The 16,242-nt window shown below is 34.5% G+C and carries 13 protein-coding genes; 6 read left to right on the top strand and 7 right to left on the bottom strand.

What is annotated here, in order from left to right:
- Positions 1-54 precede the first annotated feature (54 nt).
- Positions 55-1,887: a 30S ribosomal protein S1 gene (gene rpsA / locus JS605_RS06040; RefSeq protein ID WP_203256805.1), complete on the bottom strand. Its 1,833-nt coding sequence runs from the start codon at positions 1,885-1,887 to the stop codon at positions 55-57.
- A 348-nt stretch (positions 1,888-2,235) separates the two neighbouring features.
- Between rpsA and JS605_RS06045 the strand changes: the two genes are divergently transcribed.
- Positions 2,236-2,613: a LysM peptidoglycan-binding domain-containing protein gene (locus JS605_RS06045; protein WP_203256806.1), complete on the top strand. Its 378-nt coding sequence runs from the start codon at positions 2,236-2,238 to the stop codon at positions 2,611-2,613.
- A 46-nt stretch (positions 2,614-2,659) separates the two neighbouring features.
- Here the strand turns inward: JS605_RS06045 and cmk are convergent, their stop codons facing one another.
- The 4 genes from cmk to lon all read right to left on the bottom strand — a co-directional run bounded on the left by cmk (position 2,660) and on the right by lon (position 7,585).
- Positions 2,660-3,355 (bottom strand): (d)CMP kinase, encoded by a 696-nt coding sequence (gene cmk / locus JS605_RS06050; RefSeq protein ID WP_203256807.1) that lies wholly within the window; start codon positions 3,353-3,355, stop codon positions 2,660-2,662.
- Between the two features lie 96 nt (positions 3,356-3,451).
- Positions 3,452-4,471, bottom strand: a complete 1,020-nt coding sequence (gene porQ, locus JS605_RS06055; protein ID WP_203256808.1) for a type IX secretion system protein PorQ — start codon at positions 4,469-4,471, stop codon at positions 3,452-3,454.
- Between the two features lie 74 nt (positions 4,472-4,545).
- Positions 4,546-5,151: a LysM peptidoglycan-binding domain-containing protein gene (locus JS605_RS06060; RefSeq protein ID WP_203256809.1), complete on the bottom strand. Its 606-nt coding sequence runs from the start codon at positions 5,149-5,151 to the stop codon at positions 4,546-4,548.
- Entirely contained in the window at positions 5,135-7,585 is a 2,451-nt protein-coding gene (gene lon, locus JS605_RS06065; protein ID WP_203256810.1) for an endopeptidase La, read from the bottom strand. Before lon ends, JS605_RS06060 begins: the two co-directional genes overlap by 17 nt.
- A gap of 245 nt (positions 7,586-7,830) precedes the next feature.
- Here lon and JS605_RS06070 point away from each other — a divergent pair, with 245 nt between their 5' ends.
- A complete protein-coding gene (locus JS605_RS06070; protein WP_203256811.1) occupies positions 7,831-8,652 on the top strand; it encodes a hypothetical protein in 822 nt (273 codons plus the stop codon).
- A gap of 60 nt (positions 8,653-8,712) precedes the next feature.
- Here the strand turns inward: JS605_RS06070 and JS605_RS06075 are convergent, their stop codons facing one another.
- On the bottom strand, positions 8,713-9,363 hold the full coding sequence (locus JS605_RS06075; RefSeq protein WP_203256812.1) for a rhomboid family intramembrane serine protease: 651 nt from the start codon (positions 9,361-9,363) through the stop codon (positions 8,713-8,715).
- A 62-nt stretch (positions 9,364-9,425) separates the two neighbouring features.
- On the opposite strand from JS605_RS06075, the gene JS605_RS06080 reads away from it, so the two are divergent.
- Positions 9,426-10,307 carry a lysophospholipid acyltransferase family protein gene (locus tag JS605_RS06080; protein ID WP_203256813.1) on the top strand — a complete coding sequence of 294 codons (882 nt, stop codon included), beginning with the start codon at positions 9,426-9,428 and terminating at the stop codon, positions 10,305-10,307.
- Between the two features lie 42 nt (positions 10,308-10,349).
- Here the strand turns inward: JS605_RS06080 and glmM are convergent, their stop codons facing one another.
- Entirely contained in the window at positions 10,350-11,738 is a 1,389-nt protein-coding gene (gene glmM / locus JS605_RS06085) for a phosphoglucosamine mutase (RefSeq protein WP_203256814.1), read from the bottom strand.
- A gap of 78 nt (positions 11,739-11,816) precedes the next feature.
- Here glmM and JS605_RS06090 point away from each other — a divergent pair, with 78 nt between their 5' ends.
- From JS605_RS06090 to uvrA, 3 genes are all read left to right on the top strand, one after another.
- Positions 11,817-12,419, top strand: coding sequence for an acyl carrier protein phosphodiesterase (locus JS605_RS06090; protein WP_203256815.1), 603 nt, complete (start codon positions 11,817-11,819; stop codon positions 12,417-12,419).
- A 179-nt stretch (positions 12,420-12,598) separates the two neighbouring features.
- On the top strand, positions 12,599-13,297 hold the full coding sequence (locus JS605_RS06095; protein WP_203256816.1) for a hypothetical protein: 699 nt from the start codon (positions 12,599-12,601) through the stop codon (positions 13,295-13,297).
- Between the two features lie 111 nt (positions 13,298-13,408).
- A complete protein-coding gene (gene uvrA, locus JS605_RS06100) occupies positions 13,409-16,240 on the top strand; it encodes an excinuclease ABC subunit UvrA (RefSeq protein WP_203256817.1) in 2,832 nt (943 codons plus the stop codon).
- Positions 16,241-16,242 lie beyond the last annotated feature (2 nt).

Genomic DNA, 16,242 nt, shown 5'->3' on the forward strand with positions numbered 1-16,242 from the left:
AAAAAAAAGCGACCATAAAGGTCGCTTTCCTAGTTTTTAAATGGTGGTGTGGAATTACTTCTTCCCGTCCATTTTATCTTTAAGAGCTTGTAAAGCATCGTTAGCATCACCTAAAGTTGGTTTAGCTTCTGCGGCTTGCGCAGCTTGCTTTTTAGCAGCAGCTTTTACATTTGCAGCTTCTTCTGCTTTGTGGATAGCAGCATGAGATGCTACTACTCGTTTAAACTCTTTGTTAAATTCAATAATCTTGAATTCTGCTTCTTCACCTTTCTTAAGCTTAGAACCATCTTCTTTCTCTAAGTGACGTTGTGGTACAAAAGCAACGATATCGTCGTTAAACTTAACGGTCGCACCTTTGTCTACGATTTCAGAGATTTCAGCTTTATGTGTTGTGTTTAAAGCAAATTCAGTTTCGTACTTATCCCAAGGATTGTCTGTAGTTTGTTTGTGTCCCAAACTTAGTTTACGTCCTTCAACGTCTAACTCAAGTACAATAACATCTAACTTGTCTCCTACGGCACAGAACTCTGATGGGTGCTTGATTTTCTTAGTCCAAGATAAATCTGAGATATAAATTAATCCGTCGATACCTTCTTCTAATTCAACAAATACACCAAAGTTTGTAAAGTTACGTACAACACCTGTGTGCTTAGACCCTAATGGGTATTTAGCAGTGATGTCTGTCCATGGATCTGGCGTTAATTGCTTGATACCAAGAGACATTTTACGATCTTCTCTATCTAAAGTTAAGATTTGTGCTTCTACCTCGTCTCCTACTGTTACAAAATCTTGAGCCGAACGTAAGTGTGTAGACCAAGACATTTCAGAAACGTGGATTAAACCTTCAACACCATCAGCTACCTCGATAAACGCACCGTAATCTGCAATAACTACTACTTTACCTTTTACTTTATCGCCAACTTTAACTTCTTCTCCAAGTGCTTCCCATGGATGCTTGCTTAATTGCTTAAGACCTAATTGGATTCTAGACTTATCTTCATCAAAATCAAGGATTACCACATTTAATTTCTGATCTAACTCTACAATCTCATTTGGATGGTTGATTCTAGACCAAGATAAATCTGTAATATGCACTAATCCGTCAACACCGCCAAGATCGATAAATACACCATAAGACGTGATGTTTTTAACCACACCTTCTAATACTTGACCTTTTTCTAATTGACCAATGATTTCTTTCTTTTGTTCCTCGATATCAGCCTCAATAAGTGCTTTATGGGAAACTACTACGTTTTTAAATTCGTGGTTGATTTTTACAACTTTGAATTCCATAGTTTTATTTACGTACTGATCGTAATCTCTAATTGGTTTAACGTCAATTTGAGAACCTGGTAAGAATGCTTCGATACCGAATACATCTACAATCATACCTCCTTTAGTTCTACATTTTACAAAACCATTAACGATCTCACCAGTTTCGTGAGCTTTATTAACGCGATCCCATGCTTTAATTACACGCGCTTTTCTGTGGGATAATACTAATTGTCCTGTTGCGTCTTCACGAACGTCAATTAATACTTCTACCTTGTCTCCTACTTTTAAATCTGGGTTGTAACGGAATTCGTTTAAAGAAATTACACCTTCAGACTTTGCGTTGATATCGATAATCGCATCTCTATCTGTGATGTGGATTACTTTACCTTCAACAACTTCATCATCTAAAGTGTCAACAAAATTCTCTGCTACTAGTTTTTCAAATTCTTGAAGTTGTTTGTCGTCTACTTCATCAATCCCTTCTTGGTAATTGTGCCAGTTAAACTCTTTTAAGAATTTTTCAGGATTTGCTTGAGCTTCAGATACTACTGGAGCCTCTGCAGTTGTTGCCTCAGTTGCTTCAACCTCAGCTTGTTTTGCTTTTTCAGCCATTTAATAAAATCTGCGAATCATTTAAGAGATTTCCATCTTTGCGGAAACACCATTTCATCGCGTTTGTATTCTGTATGCTTCGAAAAGTTAACCGCTTAACACACAGAAGTGTTATAAATTGTTTTTTTAATACCCTTTTTATCTTTTCGATACTGCGCTAAAAAGGAGTGCAAAAATATACATTTTCAGGTATTTAGCCTAATTCGTATTAAAAAAATTTAAATGTGACCTTTTTATATTTTGTGTGTCGTACTAATTGGATAGATATCTTAAAATATAATTCACACTTTAAAAAGAATTATTTATTATATTGTTAGTCCAAATTTTTAATTAATAAATAAACAAATCATGGTAAAAGCTAAATATCAAGAAGTCTTAGATTTAGGAGCTTCTTTAAACATTCAAAATGGAGATGTAAAAGAAGAAAACGGAAAATTACAAGTTTGGGGTACTGCAAACACCCCTTATGAGAAAGACTTAATCTGGGATAAAATTAAAGAAATAGGTGGAGAAAATCCATCAGATATCATGGCTGATATAAAGGTTGCAGATTCTAGTGTATACCATCGCCACGTTGTAAAAAGTGGGGAAACACTTGGCAAGATTGCTATCCAATATTATGGGAAAGCATCTAAGTATCAAGATATCTTTAAAGCTAACTCAGATATTTTGAAAAATCCTGACCTTATTCATCCTGATCAAGAACTAATTATTCCTAATCTATAAATAATTACGTTAATAACGAAAAAGGGTGCTGTGTAAGCACCCTTTTTTATTCTATACCTTCTATAGTAATCTTGGCTAGTTGAAGTACTTTTTCAAATTGCTCTTTTAAAGTTAACTCAGAATTATCTATTTCAATAGCATCTTCTGCTTTTACTAAAGGGGAATCTTCTCGGGTTGTATCAATACGATCACGTTGTGTAACATTTTCCAGAACAGCTTCATAGGTTATTGCATCGCCACGTTCTAGAAGTTCTTTATATCTTCTGCTTGCTCTTTTCTCTGCTGATGCTGTCATGAAAATTTTTAGTGCTGCATTAGGAAAAACCACAGTACCAATATCTCTGCCGTCCATTACAACACCTTTGTCTTCTCCTAGTTTTTTTTGAATAACTACTAATTTTTGCCTTACTTCTGATACTGCTGCGACCTGGCTTACAAAACCAGATACTTCTAAAGTCCTGATTTTAGACTCCACATTTTCTCCATTTAAATACACTTCGGCGTAACCTAGGCTTTCATTAAATTGAAATGTTAGGTTAATCTTATCCAATTGATAAATTAGTGCTTCTACATTAAAATCATCATGAGAAATTAGGCCGTTTTTAATGGCATACAACGTTACGGCGCGATACATTGCCCCTGAATCTACATAAACATACCCTAATTCCTTAGCTATTTGCTTTGCAACCGTACTTTTTCCTGTAGAGGAAAACCCATCTATAGCTATTGTAATTTTGTTCATTATAAGAGTTTAAAGTCGCTAAAGTAGTTAAAGTGTCCTAAAGTTAAAAGTACTCTAACTTTAAATAGGTATAACTTAAAACCTAAGGCTTTTACACTACTGCAAATCAATCTGTAAACCAAAAAAATTAGAATTGGCTGCACTGGTATATTTTGCATGGGTATAGCTGAATCTCATTTTATTTAGCTTTATTGAAAAACCTGCTGAGAGTCCAGAAAAATTACGTTGATCAACAATTCGTAGCTCTTCTGAACGACGAAAATTATACCCCAACCGGATGTTAAAACCACCTTCTGGAAACAGTTCTGCTCCTAGAATAGTGTGCCTAACCAACTGCCCAACAAAACCTACTTTTTCTTGGGTTTGATTCCCTGATAAGTCACTTGTAGCTCGTGCAGGGTTAGGCCTTGCAATGGGCCAATCCTGAAGGTTTTCTAATGTAACGTGCCATCTAATAGGCACATGCTCCAAACGCTGGGACAATCCAAATCCAACTTCAAAAGGCAAAGGTTCATTTAAACCTGCATAGGTGGTAATTTGCGACCCTAAATTTCTAACAACTAATGCCGCTTGGAAATCTAAATCTTCGTCTATATACAACAACCCCAAATCTACTGCGGCACCAAAAGAGGTATATTGTTCTAGTTTAGAGGTTATTAGTTTTAAATTTGCCCCAAAATAAAAATCTGAATAGCCTATTTGAAGTGCATACCCCACAGATAAGGCGGTTTCTGCTCCTGTAAATGTTCCTGTGGAGACATTGTTTTCATCATAACCATCAAAAGAACCATAGTTAATATAAGTGATGCCACCATGTATGGTTTGTGTGCGCCTATCTATGGTATAAGCGTAAGATGCTGTACCATAACTTATGCCTCCTAGATAACTGGTATAGTTCAATGCTAATTGGTTATCCATCTCTACATTAATAGTAGCTGGGTTAAACAAACCTTGGGTTACATCATAATCTACGTTTGTAAATACTTTTCCTCCTAAGGCAGCTTGTCTCGGAGATGAGACCAGATTTAAAAACTGGTAGGTACTCTCACCTCCTACTTGGGAAAACACAAGTGAAGTCACTAATAAACAAAAGATAAAGATAATTTTCCTCGGCATATTTACGGCACAAAGTAAAGCAATCTATCTTAAAACGATTGTATATATCATTTATTTTTCTGTGGAAAGTATTTCTATTTTAAGCGAAGCTTTTGTCCTATGTAAATTGTATTACTCTTCAAATTATTTAGCGCTTTTATAGCTTTAACTGTAGTGTTGTATTTTTTTGCAATGCTGTACAACGTATGCCCTTTTTTTACAACCCAAATGTCAGGTGTTTCTATGTTATCAAAATCTGCCACCCTTAGTTTTTGTCCAACAGTAATTAACGTAGTTGATAAACTGTTAACTTTCTGTAATTCGATTAAGGAAACACCATATTTTTTTGATAAACCAAACAAGGTTTCGCCTGCTTTTACTATATGAAATGTTGGCGTATCCTTTGTTAATACTGGTGCTGATAATACAGTAACATCATCTTTAACTGTAGATGCTATTGTATCTGGAACATGACTAGCGACTATTTCTGTGTTTTCTAGAGGTTTAGTACTAACTTGTAACGACTTTATGGTATCTATTTTATTACCATTTACTTGAATAAACTCGCCTGTTTCTATATTTAACTTAGCAGGTTTTCCGTTTAATAATACATCTTTATAAGTGGGTTTACTTTGTGCATATGCAAACGCATGCAATACTAAACATAGAATCAGGACTCTATAACTAAAGCTTTTTGGCATGCTTTACTTTTTGATTGGTTATGGCAATATCAATAACTTCACTCATATCCGTAACATAATGAAAGGTTAAGCCTTTAAGGTATTCTTGTTTTATTTCCTCAATATCACGTCGGTTTTCTTCACAAAGCAATATTTCCTTAATACGTGCTCGTTTTGCTGCTAGTATTTTCTCTTTAATACCTCCTACAGGCAATACTTTACCACGAAGAGTAATTTCTCCTGTCATGGCTAAACTACGCTTTACTTTCTTCTGTGTAAACAAAGATACTAAAGATGTTAACATGGTAACGCCTGCACTTGGACCATCTTTTGGTGTTGCACCTTCTGGAACATGTATGTGGACATTGTACTTATCAAACACTTCAGGATTTATGCCATAATTATCTGCATTGGATTTGATGTATTCCATAGCAATGGTGGCAGATTCCTTCATGACTTTACCTAAATTCCCTGTAATATTTAAATTGCCTTTCCCTTTGGATAAAATGGATTCTATAAATAAAATATCCCCACCAACACTTGTCCATGCTAAGCCTGTAACAACACCTGCTACACTATTGTTCTCGTATTTATCACGCTCTAACTTTGGTCTACCTAAAACTTCTATAATGTCCTCGTTGGTTATTTTTATGTTATAGTTTTCCTCCATAGCAATATTTTTGGCCGCAAAACGTACCATTTTTGCTATTTGCTTCTCCAAACCTCTCACACCAGATTCCCTCGTATAGCCCTCAACAATTTTTTCTAATTGTGGCTTGCCTATTTTTAAATGTGAGGCGTCTAAACCATGCTCTTTTAATTGTTTAGGTAATAAATGGCGCTTGGCGATCTCAACTTTCTCTTCAATGGTGTACCCCGTTACATTAATGATTTCCATACGATCTCTTAATGCTGGTTGTATTGTTGCCAAACTGTTTGAAGTTGCTATAAACATAACCTTAGACAAGTCGTAGCCCATTTCTAGGAAGTTATCATAAAACTCACTGTTTTGTTCAGGATCCAGCACTTCCAACATTGCTGATGAAGGATCGCCTTGATGCGAATTCGACAGCTTATCTATTTCATCAAGAACAAAAACCGGATTGGATGTCCCTGCCTTTTTTAAACTCTGGATGATACGCCCTGGCATAGCGCCTATGTATGTTTTACGATGCCCCCTTATTTCTGCTTCATCCCTTAATCCTCCTAAAGATATACGTACATATTCCCTACCCAAGGCTTCAGCTACAGATTTCCCTAATGATGTTTTTCCAACACCAGGAGGTCCGTACAAACAAAGGATAGGAGATTTCATGTCATTACGTAATTTTAAAACGGCTAAATACTCAATGATGCGTCGCTTTACATCGTCTAGACCATAATGATCTCTATCTAAAATCTTTTTAGCACGTTTTAAATCGAATACATCTTCGCTAAACTCATTCCAAGGCAAGTCTAAAAATAATTCTAAATAGTTACGTTGAATAGAATATTCAGCAACTTGAGGATTCATGCGCTGTAGCTTCCCTATTTCTTTTTCAAAATGTTTCGCTACCTTTTCGTCCCATAGCTTGTCTTTTGCTTTGGCTTTCATCTCATCAATCTCCTCATCATGGCTTACCCCTCCTAATTCCTCTTGAATGGTTTTCATTTGCTGATGCAAGAAATACTCACGTTGCTGCTGGCTCATATCCATCTGTACCTTTGATTGAATATCATTTTTTAATGCCAACTTTTGAAACTCTACATTCATATGCTTTAAAGTAGCCAAAGCACGACTCTTTAAATCGTTATTCTCTAAAAGTTCCTGTTTTTCGGAAACCGAAAGATTCATATTGGATGACACAAAGTTTACCAAAAATGAATTGCTTTCTATATTCTTGATGGCAAATGAAGCCTCACTAGGAATATTTGGGCTTTCCTTAATAATATCCAAAGCCAAATCTTTAATAGAATCTATAATTGCACTAAACTCTTTATTTTTTTGTGCTGGTTTTGCCTCTGGTAAATCTTTTATAGTAGCGTTAATATAAGGTTCTTCTGAAACCACTTGTTCTACTTTAAAACGCTTTTTCCCCTGAATGATAACAGTAACATTACCATCAGGCATTTTTAAAACCCTTAAAATACGTGCTACTGTACCTGTGTTATAAATGTCCTTGGCTTTTGGGTTTTCTACTGTTTCATCTTTTTGTGCTACAACTCCAATTACCTTACTTCCTTTATTGGCATCATTAATCAGTTTTATGGATTTGTCCCTGCCTGCTGTAATTGGTATGACTACTCCTGGAAACAATACTGTATTTCGTAACGATAAAATAGGTAAGGATGCTGGGAGTTCTTCATTATTTATAGCCTCTTCATCTTCAGGTGTCATTAATGGAATTAATTCTGAGTTTTCATCAAATTCTTGTAATGACAAACTGTCAAATGTTATAAAATTAGATTTCTTCATATACTAGTTCAGGTCATTCTGTCATTAAAACAGTGTCTCCCTTTTTTTCAAATTCAAATTAAAAAATCAAAAACACCTATATATCAATCAATTACAATCATATTAAGATGCTTACTATCCCTATAAGGTCAATTGTTATGCCACGCTAATTACAATGAAATAAATTATTTAAAAGATAACATATATCATTTTACCTGTAACATGTTTTGTGATATATTAGCCACTTCAAATTTAAAAATATACTTATGAAGCATTTAAAACATGTACTACTACTTATTGTATGCCTTGGATTATTTAATTGTGAATCAGAGAGTACAGACACTCCTGATCCTGAAAAAGAAACCGATAACACTTTGATTAAAAGAATTGTTGAAGAAGTTGTTGGGGAAGATACATATACAACAAACTTTACCTATGATGGAAACAAACTAATTAACATCAAAGATGATGATGGGTATGAAACCCGAATAACATATACAGATAACAAAATAACAAGAATAGATAATTTATATGAAGGGGAAATCGAAGAATACTTTATTATTTCGTATGACGCTAACGGTAAGTTTTCCAGTTATAAAGAATTCTTGTTTGGTGTTGGATCAGGTGGTTCCGATATAGCTTATAACAACACGCTAACTTATAATAGTGATAATACTGTAGATGTAGAAGTTCTAAGAGGAGATTTTTCATCCCAAACTACACCTAACGGTACAACGACATACACAATAATCAATTCTAATATCTCAAAAATTGAGTTCGACGATGTCTCTGATAACTATACTTTTGAATATGACAACCAAAAAGGTTTCCTTAAAAATATAGAAGGGTTTGAAGTTTTTAATTTTACAAACTACTATTCTGAATTTGGTTTTGAAATATATGGTGGCATTAATAACATTACTAAGGTAATAGATACACAAGAGAGCTGGCCTACAAGCACAGAAAGATATGAATACTCTTATAACGAAATGGGGTATCCTACGAGTTCTAAAACATATTACAATGATGATATAGCTAATTCTAACGGAGAGGAACTCATATCTAATATTGAATATTTCTATGAATAATGTAAATCTTCCATAAACTAAAAAAGGCTTGCATAAAATTGCAAGCCTTTTTTATGTTTCCTAAATCTTCCCCATCCGTTGCAAAACAAAAAGTATAATAATTGGAATTGCTAACAATCCAACCATAAAAATATTAGTTTGTAAAAGGGATGGCATTAAAATAAGTGTAATTAAGTATCCTCCCACGGCACCGCCAAAATGCGCATCATGACCAATATTCCCAATTCTGTTTTTCATACCATAAATAGAGTATAATAAATACCCAATACCAAATATATAAGCGGGAATAGGGATTGGTATAAAGAACATATACAAACTCATATCAGGTCGTAATAATATTGCAGCATATATAACACCGCTAACTGCTCCACTTGCACCAACAGCACTATAATTATACTCATTTTTATGAAAATAGAATGATAAAAAATTCCCTATTAACAAACTACCGATATAAACGGTTAAAAAACCCACAATACCCAAGTAAAGTATTACTAAACCAGAGAAAAAATAAAGTGATATCATATTAAAAAGAAGGTGCTGCATATCTACATGCAAAAACCCAGAGCTAAACATTCTAATTTGCTCACCTCTTCTTAACCCTCCAATGTTAAACTTATACTTTTCAAAAAAACCAAAGTCGTTAAATCCTTTATAAGAGATTAAAACATTAGCCGCTATAATTACTATTGTAACAACATCTATTTTACCCATAGAGTAGAAACGTTTAAAATGAAATTAATATATCTTTGCGCTTACAAATCTAAAACTTATAAATGCATTTTCTAGCGTATATTCTGCTTTATCCTTTTTTATATTTCATTTCTTTACTCCCTTTTAGGGTATTATATATAGTTTCAGACGGATTATATGTTTTACTATACCGCGTTTTTGGCTATCGCAAAAAAGTAGTTAAAAGTAATTTAAATTTAGTCTTTCCCAATAAAACAAATGAAGAAATAAAACGCATAACAAAAGTATTTTATCATCATTTGTGTGATATGATTGTTGAATCCATAAAGTCTTTAACAATCTCCAAAGAAGAAATGCAAAAGCGTTTTAAATTTACCAATGTAGAATTGATACAGAATATTGAAGCTAAAGACAAAAGTATCATTTTAATGTGTGCACATTATGGAAGTTGGGAATGGATTTTTATACTTCAAACTTACGTTAAATCCAGAGGCAATGCTGTTTACAAACAACTAGCCAATAGGTATTTTGATAAACTGGTTAAACGTATTAGAGCAAAATATAATAGCTATTTAATTTCCACTAAAGAAATTATTCCTACATTGATAAAAGAGAAAAGAGAAGGCATTATTTCTATAAACGGTTTTGTATCAGACCAATCTCCTAAACTCAACAAAGCCTATCATTGGAATGAATTCTTGGGCATAAAAGTACCTGTACATACTGGTGCCGAAATGCTTGCCAAAAAACTAGATATGGCTGTAGTATTTTTTGGAGTAAAAAAAATAAAACGTGGCTACTACGAAACCACATTTAAAACTATCACGCTAACACCAAAAGACTACAAAGATTACCAAATTACTGATATATTTTTAAAATTGGTAGAACAGCAGATACATGAAGCTCCTGAATATTATTTATGGACGCATAAACGTTGGAAACATAAAGACAAAGCACCTAAATAGTATTAGGTACTTTGAAAAAACAATAGTGTTATAGTTTTATAATTAAGACTTGGCTATGGCATCAATCTCTTCAATAAACTTATCTGCCAGGTTATCTGCCTCTTCTTGGGATTTGGCTTCAGTATAAATTCTAATGATAGGCTCCGTGTTACTTTTACGTAAATGCGCCCAACTTTCAGAGAAATCTATTTTTACACCGTCAATAGTAGTTAACTGCTCATTTTGGTAACGGTCTTCCATAGTCTTTAAAATACCATCAACATCTAAATCTGGTGTTAGTTGTATTTTCTTTTTGCTCATAAAGTAGTTAGGATAGGTTTTGCGTAATTCGCTTACCTTCATCCCTTTGTCAGCCAACAAACTTAAAAATAAAGCAATACCTACCAGTGCATCACGTCCGTAATGTAACTCAGGATAAATGATACCGCCATTACCTTCTCCACCAATCACGACTTTATTTTTCTTCATCAGCTTTACAACATTTACTTCTCCTACTGCAGAGGCCTCATACATACCTCCATGTTTTTCAGTAACATCCCTCAATGCCCTTGTAGAGCTCATATTACTTACTGTATTTCCTGGAGTTCTACTCAAAACGTAATCCGCACAGGCTACCAAGGTATATTCTTCCCCAAACATCTCTCCATTTTCATCCATAAACGCTAAACGGTCTACATCAGGATCTACTACAATTCCAAAATCTGCATTATGCTTTTTAACAGCATCAGATAGATCGGTAAGATGTTCCTTTAAAGGCTCTGGGTTGTGAGGGAAATGTCCGTTTGGTTCACAATATAGTTTTATTACTTCTACCCCTAAACGCTCTAAAAGTAAAGGAATTATAACGCCCCCAGTAGAATTTACACCATCTACAACCACTTTAAAACGCTCATCTTCAATAGCTTTTACATTTACCAGAGGCAAATCTAAAACTTCAATAATATGCAAATCAAAATACGCATCATTCTTAGTGATCTTTCCTAAACTATCAACATCAGCAAATTCTATAGTACCTGCCTCAGCCAGTTCCAAAATCTTTGCGCCTTCAACAGCATCTAAAAACTCCCCTTTCTCATTTAAAAGTTTTAAGGCATTCCATTGCTTTGGGTTGTGACTAGCCGTTAAAATAATACCACCATCGGCATGCTCCATAGGCACAGCTACTTCAACCGTAGGTGTCGTAGACAATCCTAAATCTACCACATGAATACCCTGACCAACTAAGGTTTGCATTACTAAACTTTGTATCATGTTACCAGAAATCCTTGCATCTCTACCAACCACAACTTTATAATTTTCTTTGTTGCGGTTTTGTTTTAACCAAGCGCCATATGCTGCTGCAAATTTCACAGCATCTATGGGTGTTAAGTTCTCTCCTACTTTCCCTCCTATAGTGCCTCGAATTCCTGAAATAGATTTTATTAGTGTCATGTCGTGAATTTCAAATTTAGCCACAAATATACAGTTTCAAAATTGTATTTGTAAAACTGAAATTTGTAAATTTCACGAATGAACTATTTGGCTCATATTTACCTGTCTGGAGATAACGATTTAGTAACTATTGGAAACTTTATAGCTGATGGCATAAAGGGAAACAATTATAAGAAATACAATAAAAATATACAGGTTGGTATTTTATTACATAGACATATAGATACGTTTACCGATGCGCATAAAACAGTTAGAAAAAGTACAAAACGCCTACATGCAAAGTATAGTCATTATTCAGGTGTTATTGTTGATATTCTCTACGATCATTTTTTGGCAAAAAACTGGAGTGTCTATAGCAAAACACCTTTGGAGGATTACGTAAACCATTTTTACACCACCCTACAACACCACTATCAAATTTTACCATCTCGCATACAAAAAATGATGCCGTATATGGTTACGGATAATTGGCTTTTAAGTTATGCGTCTATTGATGGCATCGCTAAGGTTTTAGCCGGAATGAATAGAAGGACACGTAATAAATCGAGCATGAATGAAGCTGTAGAAGAGCTGCAAGAGTACTATTTGGAATTCGAGGAAGAATTCACAAGTTTTTTTAGTGAGCTAATGGTGTTTTCAAACAAGAAAAGGATTGAATTAAATAAAAAAATACTGTCCTAATTACAAACCCATAAAATTATAATCACTCGATATAATTCCTTTTTTTAGTGACAACGTGCTGGTAGTTATTACAGGTTATCGAAAGGATGATACAACCATCGGTTTTTGTTTATTATATTTCTGTAACCGAATGATATTTGATACTTTAGAGGCCTAAAGCCTCAATCTACTTATTTACGATGAAACTGAAAAAACCAATAAAACTCATCCTAGGAGTTGTTATTTTCTTAACACTTCCAAGTCTCCTTTTTTTCGGTTTTTTATATTTTAAACACCACCAAGATTTGCCAAATGGCACAGAAGGCAAAGCTGCAGACGATCTAGCCACCAGAATGTTAGTAGCCTTAAATTATGAAGCCTATACTAGTACAGATTATATTGAATGGACCCATAAAAACAGACGCCATTATGAATGGGATAAAACCAAAAGTACCTGTGATGTGTTTTGGAAAGAGTATAAGATAAGACTGGATTTAAAAGACCATGCAGAAAGTAAAGCTTACGTACATGGATTTACCATAGAAGGCGACATGGGTAAAGATTTAGTGAATGAGGCAAAAGACTATTTTAAAAATGATGTATTTTGGCTTATTGCACCTTTCCAGGTTTTTGATGAAGGCGTATCCAGAAAACTTGTAACACTTCCTAATAACGAAAAAGGATTATTGATGACCTACAGTAATAAAGACGCCTATCTATGGAATTTTGATGAAACAGGAAAACCAAAAAGTTTTAACATGTGGGACTCTAAAACCCCTATAGATGGTTTATCTGCCTCTTGGGATGATTGGCAATTGGTAGAAACAGGCGTAAAGCTTCCCAAGTTTCATAAAATACTGTTTTTTGGAATAGAAATATCAGATATCAAAGCCAATTAGTATTATCCAAACAAATGCGCTCCCCTAAAATTCAAGCTTTAACGCTTTTATAACATTACCCCACCTTCATTTTTAACATCAAAAAACGTAACTTCGCAGTTTTGCGTTGCTATGACTGAATTTGAAGAGAAAATTGAAGTAAAAGGTGCCCGTGTGCACAATTTAAAGAATATTGATGTTTCCATTCCAAGAGAAAAACTGGTTGTTATTACTGGGTTATCTGGAAGTGGAAAATCATCATTAGCTTTTGATACCATTTATGCAGAAGGCCAACGCAGATATATAGAAACATTCTCCGCATACGCTAGGCAATTTTTAGGAGGGCTAGAACGCCCAGATGTTGATAAAATTGATGGATTATCTCCCGTAATTGCCATAGAGCAAAAAACAACCAGTAAGTCCCCACGCTCTACCGTTGGGACAATTACCGAAATTTACGATTTTATGCGCCTCTTGTTTGCCAAAGCTAGCGACGCCTATAGCTACAATACAGGTAATAAAATGGTAAGCTATAGCGATGAGCAAATTAAAGCATTAATTCTCAAAGATTTTGAAAATAAAAGAATTAACATACTGGCACCTGTAGTGAGGTCTAGAAAAGGACACTATAGAGAATTATTTGAACAAATTGCAAAACAAGGTTTTGTTAAGGTAAGAACCGATGGCGATATTAAAGATCTTGTAAAAGGCCTGAAACTAGATCGCTACAAAACCCATGATATAGAAATAGTAATAGACCGCCTAGTTGTAAACAAAAGTGTAGATAACGATAAAAGACTTTCTGAAAGTATAAATACCGCAATGTATCATGGTAATGATGTATTGATGGTTATAGACCAAGACACCAATAAAGTCCGCTATTTTAGTAGAAACCTTATGTGTCCATCATCGGGGATATCATATCCTAATCCAGAGCCTAATAATTTTTCGTTCAATTCCCCTAAAGGCGCCTGTTCACATTGTAATGGCATAGGAGAGTTGTACCAAATCAATGAGAAAAAAATTGTTCCAGATGACTCGCTTTCTATAAAAAATGGTGCTTTGGCTCCACATGGCCCAGAAAAGAAAAGTTGGATTTTTAAACAACTTGAAACCATAGCGCAGCGCTATAATTTTAAATTAAGTGATCCTTTTAGGGACATTCCAGAGGAAGCCAAACAAGTGATTCTCTATGGAGGAAATGAAAAATTCTCTGTGGAGAGTAAAACATTAGGCGTTACTAGGGACTATAAAATTGATTTTGAAGGCGTTGCTAATTTTATTGAAAACCAATACAAAACAGCAGATTCTACCTCTTTGAAACGATGGGCAAAAGCCTATATGGATAAAATTAAGTGCCCAGTATGTGAAGGTACAAGATTAAAAAAAGAATCGCTTTACTTTAAAATAAACAACAAAAACATAGCAGAACTTGCCAATACAGATATTGCTGAGCTAGCAGAATGGTTTAACGATTTACACCACCACCTATCAAATACACAGTTAAAAATTGCAGAAGAAATACTGAAAGAAATAAAAAGCCGCTTACAATTTTTGTTAGATGTTGGTTTAGACTATTTAACACTAAACAGGAGCTCTAAGTCTCTTTCTGGCGGGGAAGCCCAACGTATTAGACTTGCAACACAAATAGGATCCCAGCTAGTTGGTGTACTCTACATTTTAGACGAACCTAGCATTGGCCTGCACCAAAGAGATAATCAAAAACTTATTGATTCATTAGTATCGTTGCGGGATATTGGCAATTCTGTAATTGTTGTAGAACATGATAAAGATATGATAGAACGTGCCGATTATGTAGTTGATATTGGCCCTAAAGCAGGCAAACACGGCGGCGAAATTATCAGCATAGGCAATCCTGAAGAACTAAAATCCCATAATACACTTACAGCAGATTATTTAAATGGTAAAAAGGAAATTGAAGTTCCTAAAAACAGACGTAAAGGCAATGGGAAATTTCTAGAACTAAAAGGATGCACTGGCAATAATCTAAAAAATGTATCAGTAAAATTTCCTTTAGGTAAGATGATTGGAGTTACAGGGGTATCAGGAAGTGGAAAATCAACATTAATTAATGAAACCCTCTATCCCATTTTAAATGCACATTATTTCAATGGCGTAAAAAAACCAATGCCTTATAAAAGTATTAAAGGTCTGGAGCATATAGATAAGGTTATTGATATTAATCAATCTCCCATAGGAAGAACTCCACGAAGTAATCCAGCAACTTACACAAAAACATTCGACGAGATTAGAAGTCTTTTTGCTAAAGTACCAGAAGCTATGATAAGAGGCTACAAAGCCGGTAGATTTAGCTTTAACGTAGCAGGTGGACGTTGCGAAACATGCAAAGGCGGAGGGGTACGGGTTATTGAAATGAATTTTCTTCCTGATGTTTATGTAGAATGCGAAACCTGCCAAGGGAAACGTTTCAATAGAGAAACACTAGAAATTCGATATAAAGGAAAAAATATTAGTGATGTTTTAAACATGACTATTAATGAAGCTGTAGACTTTTTTGAACACATACCTAAAATATATCGAAAATTAAAAACGATACAAGATGTCGGCTTAGGCTATATTACGCTTGGGCAGCAAAGCACAACCCTATCTGGTGGTGAGGCACAACGTATTAAGCTCGCCACAGAATTGAGCAAAAGAGATACAGGCAATACCTTATATATTTTAGATGAACCCACCACAGGTTTACATTTTGAAGACATAAGAGTATTGATGCTTGTACTAAACAAACTTGTTAACAAAGGGAATACCGTGCTTATTATTGAGCATAACTTAGATGTTATAAAAACAGTAGACCATATTATTGATATTGGGTACGAAGGTGGTAAAGGTGGCGGACAAGTAGTAGCTAAAGGTAGCCCTGAGGAAATTATTAAAGACCAAAAAAGTTATACCGCTAAATTTTTGAAAAAAGAATTAAATTAAAA

The sequence above is a fragment of the Hyunsoonleella ulvae genome (assembly GCF_016827605.1).
GTDB classification, from domain to species: Bacteria; Bacteroidota; Bacteroidia; order Flavobacteriales; family Flavobacteriaceae; genus Jejuia; species Jejuia ulvae.

Bases quoted from the DNA above. Each gene is read 5' to 3' on its own strand.
- rpsA (WP_203256805.1), bottom strand. From the start codon at position 1,887: ATGGCTGAAAAAGCAAAACAAGCTGAGGTTGAAGCAACTGAGGCAACA.
- JS605_RS06045 (WP_203256806.1), top strand. From the start codon at position 2,236: ATGGTAAAAGCTAAATATCAAGAAGTCTTAGATTTAGGAGCTTCTTTA.
- cmk (WP_203256807.1), bottom strand. From the start codon at position 3,355: ATGAACAAAATTACAATAGCTATAGATGGGTTTTCCTCTACAGGAAAA.
- porQ (WP_203256808.1), bottom strand. From the start codon at position 4,471: ATGCCGAGGAAAATTATCTTTATCTTTTGTTTATTAGTGACTTCACTT.
- JS605_RS06060 (WP_203256809.1), bottom strand. From the start codon at position 5,151: ATGCCAAAAAGCTTTAGTTATAGAGTCCTGATTCTATGTTTAGTATTG.
- lon (WP_203256810.1), bottom strand. From the start codon at position 7,585: ATGAAGAAATCTAATTTTATAACATTTGACAGTTTGTCATTACAAGAA.
- JS605_RS06070 (WP_203256811.1), top strand. From the start codon at position 7,831: ATGAAGCATTTAAAACATGTACTACTACTTATTGTATGCCTTGGATTA.
- JS605_RS06075 (WP_203256812.1), bottom strand. From the start codon at position 9,363: ATGGGTAAAATAGATGTTGTTACAATAGTAATTATAGCGGCTAATGTT.
- JS605_RS06080 (WP_203256813.1), top strand. From the start codon at position 9,426: ATGCATTTTCTAGCGTATATTCTGCTTTATCCTTTTTTATATTTCATT.
- glmM (WP_203256814.1), bottom strand. From the start codon at position 11,738: ATGACACTAATAAAATCTATTTCAGGAATTCGAGGCACTATAGGAGGG.
- JS605_RS06090 (WP_203256815.1), top strand. From the start codon at position 11,817: ATGAACTATTTGGCTCATATTTACCTGTCTGGAGATAACGATTTAGTA.
- JS605_RS06095 (WP_203256816.1), top strand. From the start codon at position 12,599: ATGAAACTGAAAAAACCAATAAAACTCATCCTAGGAGTTGTTATTTTC.
- uvrA (WP_203256817.1), top strand. From the start codon at position 13,409: ATGACTGAATTTGAAGAGAAAATTGAAGTAAAAGGTGCCCGTGTGCAC.